Source organism: Amycolatopsis sp. NPDC006125 (assembly GCF_040614195.1).
In the GTDB taxonomy this organism is placed as follows: Bacteria; Actinomycetota; Actinomycetes; order Mycobacteriales; family Pseudonocardiaceae; genus Amycolatopsis_E; species Amycolatopsis_E tucumanensis.
In genome coordinates, this window is the sequence record NZ_JBEXTZ010000189.1 from 1 (window position 1) to 6,655 (window position 6,655).

6 protein-coding genes are annotated in these 6,655 nt (G+C 73.4%); 3 read left to right on the top strand and 3 right to left on the bottom strand.

What is annotated here, in order from left to right:
- Positions 1–136 precede the first annotated feature (136 nt).
- The 3 genes from ABZ193_RS42840 to ABZ193_RS42850 form a co-directional block, all read right to left on the bottom strand.
- Positions 137–1,360, bottom strand: a complete 1,224-nt coding sequence (locus ABZ193_RS42840; RefSeq protein WP_354714555.1) for a ribonuclease D — start codon at positions 1,358–1,360, stop codon at positions 137–139.
- 91 nt (positions 1,361–1,451) lie between these two features.
- Positions 1,452–2,105 (bottom strand): response regulator transcription factor, encoded by a 654-nt coding sequence (locus ABZ193_RS42845; RefSeq protein WP_017983672.1) that lies wholly within the window; start codon positions 2,103–2,105, stop codon positions 1,452–1,454.
- 576 nt (positions 2,106–2,681) lie between these two features.
- Entirely contained in the window at positions 2,682–3,245 is a 564-nt protein-coding gene (locus ABZ193_RS42850) for a DUF3000 domain-containing protein (RefSeq protein ID WP_027935123.1), read from the bottom strand.
- 87 nt (positions 3,246–3,332) lie between these two features.
- Here ABZ193_RS42850 and hemE point away from each other — a divergent pair, with 87 nt between their 5' ends.
- Genes hemE through hemQ form a run of 3 tightly spaced genes read left to right on the top strand, consistent with a single transcriptional unit; the run spans position 3,333 to position 6,505 of the window.
- A complete protein-coding gene (gene hemE / locus ABZ193_RS42855; RefSeq protein ID WP_354714557.1) occupies positions 3,333–4,412 on the top strand; it encodes a uroporphyrinogen decarboxylase in 1,080 nt (359 codons plus the stop codon).
- Positions 4,412–5,779, top strand: a complete 1,368-nt coding sequence (hemG, locus tag ABZ193_RS42860; RefSeq protein WP_354714559.1) for a protoporphyrinogen oxidase — start codon at positions 4,412–4,414, stop codon at positions 5,777–5,779. The genes hemE and hemG overlap by 1 nt, the downstream gene beginning before the upstream one ends.
- A 33-nt stretch (positions 5,780–5,812) precedes the next feature.
- Positions 5,813–6,505: a hydrogen peroxide-dependent heme synthase gene (hemQ, locus tag ABZ193_RS42865; RefSeq protein WP_017983668.1), complete on the top strand. Its 693-nt coding sequence runs from the start codon at positions 5,813–5,815 to the stop codon at positions 6,503–6,505.
- Positions 6,506–6,655 lie beyond the last annotated feature (150 nt).

Sequence of the window (6,655 nt, forward strand, 5' to 3'; positions counted from 1 at the left end):
CGTGTCAAGGCGGGAAAGCGTGCCTTGACACGGCTGGTCGGCGACTAAAGATCGGCTGTGGATCGGGGGCGGGGGAGGTCTGGTTGGGGTAGTCGCTTGCGTTTCGTTGCCGGCTTGCGTTTCGTTGCGGGGCTGCTCAGGCGGTCGCCTGCAGAGCCTCTACCAGCACCGGTGCTGTCAGCTCCACCTGCCACGGGCGTGCGCCGCCCGCGGCCAGTGCCGCCGAGACCGCCTCGAGGCTCCTGTCCTCTGGTGGGCGCCAGCAGGTGCGGCGCAACAGGTCCGGCAGCAACAGGTTCTCCACCGGCAGCTGGTGGTGCTCGGCGATCTTCGCCAACCCGGCACGCGCCGCGGCCAGGCGGGCTGCCGCGTCGGGGTCCTTGTCCGCCCAGCGGTTCGCCGGGGGAGGGCCGTCGTTCGGTTGTGCCGGGTTGGGCAGCTGGTCGCGCGGCAGTTGGCGCGCCGCCTGGAGGTGGCGGAACCAGTTGCCCGTGTAGCGCCGCTGGACGCGGCCGCCGAAGACCGGCAGCGCCTGCAGCTCGGCCACGGACTTCGGCTCCGCCAGCACCGCGTTCACGATCGCGCTGTCGGGCAGCACCCGGCTCGGCGCGCGGTCCCGCTTGCGGGCCAGCTCGTCGCGGGCCTCCCACAGCGCGCGCACCGCCGCCAGGCCCCGCGCGGTGCGGACCTTGTGGATCCCCGACGTGCGCCGCCACGGCTCGCTCCTCGGCGGGGGCTGCGGGGCGGTCCGGACGGCTTCGAACTCCTGGCGCGCCCAGTCCAGCTTGCCCTGGGCGTCCAACTCGGCCTCGAGCTTCTCCCGCAGCGGGATCAGCAGCTCGACGTCCAGCGCCGCGTAGTTGAGCCAGTCCACCGGCAACGGCCGCTTCGACCAGTCGGCCGCGCTGTGCCCCTTCTCCAGGTGGTAGCCCAGCAGCTTCTCCACCAGGGTGCCCAGCGCCACCCGCTCGTAGCCGGCCAGCCGCCCGGCCAGCTCGGTGTCGAACAGGCTGCCCGGAACCAGGTCCAGCTCGGCCAGGCACGGCAAGTCCTGCGAGGCGGCGTGCAGCACCCACTCCTCGCCGTTCAGCACGTCCTGCAGCGGCCCCAGCCTGCCCTCCAGGGCGATGGGGTCCACCAGCACCGTGCCGGAGCCCTCCCGGCGCAACTGCACCAGGTAGGCCTTGGGCCAGTAGCGGTAGCCGGACGCGCGCTCGGTGTCCACCGCGATCGCACCCGTGCCCGCCGCCAGCCGTTCGCAGGCACGCGCCAGCGCCGGCTCGTCCGCCACCACGTCCGGCGTCCCGTCGGCCGGCTCCTTGAGCGTGACCGGGACGTCCGGTTCGCTGGTATCAGGCACTTGATCTGCGGTTTCCACGTCGGTCAACCCTACGGGACGGGCGCACCGTCACCGGTACGCCCGTCCGTTGGGTCGTGTTATCGGCTGGGGATCAGCGGATGACGCCGGCTCGCATCGCCAGCGCCACCATCTGCGCCCGGTCGCCGGTGCCGAGCTTGCGCCCGATCCGGGACAGGTGCGACTTGACGGTGAGCGCCGAGAGGCTGAGCTCCTCGCCGATCTCCTTGTTGGACTGGCCGTCGGCGACCAGCTGCAGCACCTCCACCTCGCGCGCGGACAGCTCCCGCGGCGTGTTGTCGGTGCCCGGCACCCGCGTGCCGGTCGCCAGGACCGGGGCCACGCTCGGGTCCGCGTACACCCCGCCGTCCAGCACCCGGCGCACCCCGTCGGTCACCACCATGGGCGAGGCCGACTTCAGCAGGTACGCCTGGGCACCGGCCTGGAAGGCCGAGCGCACGGCATACGGGTCGTCGGACGAGGCGAGCACCACGATGCGGGGCCAGCCCTGGCTGCGGAGTTCCGTGACCAGGTCGATCCCGCTCCCGTCCGGCAGCCCGAGGTCGAGGATGGCCAGGTCGCACGGACCCGTCGCGGTCGCCCGCGCCCTCGCCTCCGCTACCGAGGCAGCTTCGTGTACGGTGCCCGCACCCATCTGTGCGAGTCGTGCGGCAATCGCCTCCCTCAGGAGCGGGTGGTCGTCGACCACCAGCACCGAAAACAGCTCTTCCCGCGGGTGCGGGACCATGCTCGCCGGCAAAGCACCGGCTGGCGTGGATCTGACGGCCTGCGACAAGCCGACGGCAGCCACGTCACTACCTCCCTGGAGTCGGTCGTGCCCCCCGACCGGCACCGGGTACTTTCGGCCGATCAGCCGCGCCAGCTCTAGACCGAAAGTGGTGTCGTCGAAGAGGCACTCTAGCCGCCGATCGCCTTCCGCGGGGGGATCGAACGGGTATCTATCTCGATCGGGTAGTTACTAGCTGGCATCGTTGTACCACGTTCGGAGTAATAGACTGCCCGTGGCTAACGCGTCGCAGAGTGCCAGCGATATGACCTTTTTGGGGGCAGGCTGCTGCGCGTGCATACGGACCGTGCATCTGCTCACGAACTGTGTTCTACAGCGTTCACCGATTGGATCAGTGGGGTCATCAGATCGACTGACGTGAACTCTTTACGCAGCGTAGGTGGCTCGTGTGGATCTACGGAGAGCCCCCGCCCGGGATCGCCAGGGTGACCGGAGGCCGCGGGACCGAACTCTATCGACGCCGCCGTCGGCCGCGGAGTGAGGGCTACGTCACACCCGGCGCGTCGCGGGGGTCGTTCAGCCGCTCTGGCGGTGGCCGAACAGCGAGACCCCGACCGGCGGCAGCCCGGCCACGCTCGACATCAGCTGGCAGAACGCCTCGCCGTGCGGGCGCAGGTGCTGGTCCGACGGCGTCCAGGACGCCCGCAGCTCCAGGTCGTCGGTGCGGGCCGGGCCGCTGATGTCGCCGAAGCGCGCCGACGAGGTCTCGGTGACCGTGCCGCCCAGCGCGGTGAAGGACGCGCCGGAGGTCTCCAGCGCGTCGGTGAGCCACGACCAGCCGACCGCGGGCAGGAACGGGTCGCTGGCCAGTTCCCGGTCGATCTCCGCGCGCACGTAGACGACCATCCGCAGCACCCCGTCCCAGGACTCCGGGCCCTCCGGGTCGTGCAGCAGCACCAGGCGGCCGGTGGCCGTCACGTCCGCCGGACCCGTCGCGTCGCAGCTGAGCGCGTAGGACCAGGGGGCCAGGCGCTGCGGCGCGCGCACGGGTTCGAGGGTCATCTCCGGCCGGGGCCGGATCGCTTGCAACGCCGCGACAGCTTCACGGAACATCTCGGGCGCATGCGTCATCGCGGTCACAGCCCGACTGTAGGACGGCGAACGGGCACCGGGCGGCAGACGCGCCGAGGGAAGGGGCCCCAGGGCCGCGTGGCACCATGGTTGACGATGTCCACTACTGCGCAGTCGCGGCCACGCACGGGCCGCCGGGACCTCGCCGGGTCCCCCTTCCTGACGGCCGCCCGCGGCCGTCGTCCCGCGCGTCTGCCCGTCTGGTTCATGCGCCAGGCCGGCCGCTCGCTGCCCGAGTACCGGGCGCTGCGCGAGGGCGTGCCGATGCTCAAGGCTTGCTTCGACCCCGAGATGATCGCCGAGATCACGCTCCAGCCGGTCCGCCGCCTCGGCGTGGACGCCGCCATCTTCTTCAGCGACATCGTGGTGCCGCTGGTCGCCGCCGGTATCGACGTCGACATCGTGCCCGGCACCGGGCCCGTCGTGGCGGAGCCGGTGCGCGACGCCGCCGCCGTCCGCCGCCTGCCCGCGCTGGAGCCCGAGCGGCTCGAGCCGGTGCTGGACGGCACGCGACTGCTCGTCGAGCGGCTGGGCCAGACCCCCCTGATCGGGTTCGCCGGCGCGCCGTTCACGCTCGCGTCCTACCTCATCGAGGGCGGCCCCAGCCGCAGCTTCGAGCGCACCAAGGCCCTCATGCGCTCCGAACCCGAGGTGTGGCACGACCTGGCCGGACAGCTGGCCGACATCGCGGTGACCTTCCTGCGCGGCCAGATCGAAGCCGGTGCGGACGCGGTGCAGCTGTTCGACTCCTGGGCCGGCGCGCTGACGCTGCGCGAGTACCGCGAGTTCGTGCTGCCGCATTCGGCACGCGTGCTCGGCGCGGTCGCGGACCTGGACGTGCCACGCATCCACTTCGGCGTCGGCACCGGCGAGCTCCTGACCGCCATGCGCGAGGCCGGGGCCGACGTGGTCGGCGTCGACTGGCGCGTCCCGCTGGACGAAGCCGTGCGGCGGCTGACCGCGCACGGCGAGCCCGTGCCGGTCGTGCAGGGCAACCTGGACCCGGCGCTGCTGCAGGCGTCCTGGCCGGTCATCGAGGCCGAGGTGCGCCGCATCGCCGCGGAGGGCCGCGCCGCCGCCGGGCACATCTTCAACCTCGGCCACGGCGTGCCCCCCGGCACCGATCCCGACGTGCTGACCCGCGTCGTCGAGCTCGTCCACAGCCTGGAGGGCTGATGCACGTCGCGGTCGTCGGCGGGGGCGTGTCGGGCGCGGTCGCGGCGTACCGGCTGCGCGGCGCGCTCGGCGACGGCGCGGCGATCACCCTCGTCGAGGCCACGGACAGCCTCGGCGGCAAGCTGCGCACCGCGGAGGTCGCGGGCGTGCGCTACGACGTGGGCGCGGAGGCCTTCCTCGCCCGGCGCCCGGAAGGCGTGGGACTGGCCGCCGAGCTCGGGCTGGAGCTGGTCCACCCGGCGAAGGCCCGCTCGACCGTGCGCGCCGGGGGCCACCTCGCCCCGTTGCCCGGCCGGACGCTGATGGGCATCCCGGGCTCGCCGGACGCCGTCGCGGAGGTGCTCTCGGACGAGGGCCGGGCGCGCGTGGCCGCCGAGCCGGACCTGCCCCCGGTGACGCTGGAGTCCGACGTCGCGCTGGGCGCCCTGCTGCGCGAGCGCTTCGGCGACGAACTCGTCGACCGGCTGGTCGACCCGCTCCTCGGTGGCGTCTACGCGGGCGGCGCCGACGGTCTCGGCTTGCGCGCCACCGTCCCCGCCCTGGCCACCGCGATCGACCGCGGCGCGCCCTCGCTGACCGCTGCGGCGGCCGGGTTGATCCCGTCCCAGCCCAGCAGTGCGCCGGTGTTCGGCACCCTGCCCGGCGGTCTCGGCACGCTCGTCGACCGGCTCGTCGAGCTGGCCAAGCCGGACATCCGCCTCGGACGGCCGGTCACCGCGCTGCGGCGGCGGGAGCGCGGCTGGCAGCTGGAGATCGGCGACGAGCTGATCGACGCCGACGCCGTCCTGCTCGCGGTGCCCGCGCCGGCGGCCGGCAAGCTGCTCGACGGTGTCGCGCCGGCCGCGTCGGCGGCGCTCGGCGAGGTCGAGCTGGCGTCCATGGCGGTCGTGGCGATGGCCCTGCCACCGGGCACCGAGCTGCCGGACGCGTCCGGGGTGCTGATCGGGGCGCGGGAACGCCGCGCGGACGGCGAGCCGTTCGCCGCCAAGGCCTTCACCTTCTCCACCCGCAAGTGGCCTCACCTGGACACCGGCCCGGTGCTGGTCCGCGGCTCGGTCGGCCGCTTCCGCGAGCCCGGCGCGCTGCACCGCGACGACGACGACCTGGTCCGCCTGGTGCGCGACGACCTCGCCGAGCTGACCGGGATCACCGCCGAGCCGATCGACGTCGTGGTGACCCGCTGGGGCGGCGGGCTGCCGCAGTACGGGCCGGGTCACCTGGACCTGGTCGAGCGCGCCGAGCGGGCCGTCGCCGAGGTGCCCGGGCTGGCGCTGGCCGGGGCCGCCCTGCACGGTGTCGGGGTGCCGGCGTGCATCGCGACGGCCACCGCGGCCGCGACCCGCATCACCTCACAGCTGGTGCGCTAGCAGCGGGTTTCCGGGCAGTGCCAAGATGGGGGCATGGCGCGGCTGAACTACCAGGAGCTCAACGACACCATCCGCTACACCGCCTGGTCGGTGTTCCGGGTCGAGCCGGGGCGGCTCCCCGAGGATCGCGGCCAGGCCGCGACCGAGACCACCGAGTACCTCGACGCCCTGGAGGGCAAGGGGGTCGTGGTGCGCGGCGTGTACGACGTCGCCGGGCTGCGGGCCGACGCCGACTACATGATCTGGTGGCACGCCGAGACCCCGGAGCAGGTGCAGGCCGCCTACACCGGGTTCCGCCGCACCCCGCTGGGCCGCGTGTCGACGCCGGTGTGGAGCCAGTTCGCGCTGCACCGCCCCGCGGAGTTCAACCGCAGCCACATCCCCGCCTTCCTGGCCGGGGAGGAGGCGCGCAAGTACGTCTGCGTGTACCCGTTCGTCCGCTCCTACGAGTGGTACCTGCTGCCGGACGCCGAGCGCCGCAAGATGCTCGCCGACCACGGCAAGGAGGCCCGCGACTACCCGGACGTGCGCGCCAACACGGTGGCGTCGTTCGCGCTCGGTGACTACGAGTGGATCCTCGCCTTCGAGGCCGACGAGCTGCACCGCATCGTCGACCTGATGCGGCACCTGCGCGGCACCGAGGCGCGGCGGCACGTGCGGGAGGAGATCCCGTTCTACACCGGCACGAAGGTCGTTCCGGCCGAGCTGATCCTGAACCTGCCGTAGGTGTTCGGCGCGCTGTGGCGCGATCTGACCGGTGAGGCGCCCGGCCCGGTCGAGATCACCGGCCCGGAAACGGTGCTGCCCGGGCCGTACCGGGTGGCGGCGGCCGCGTCGATGAGCGTCGCGGCGGGGGGGCGCGGGGGCGGGAGGCGG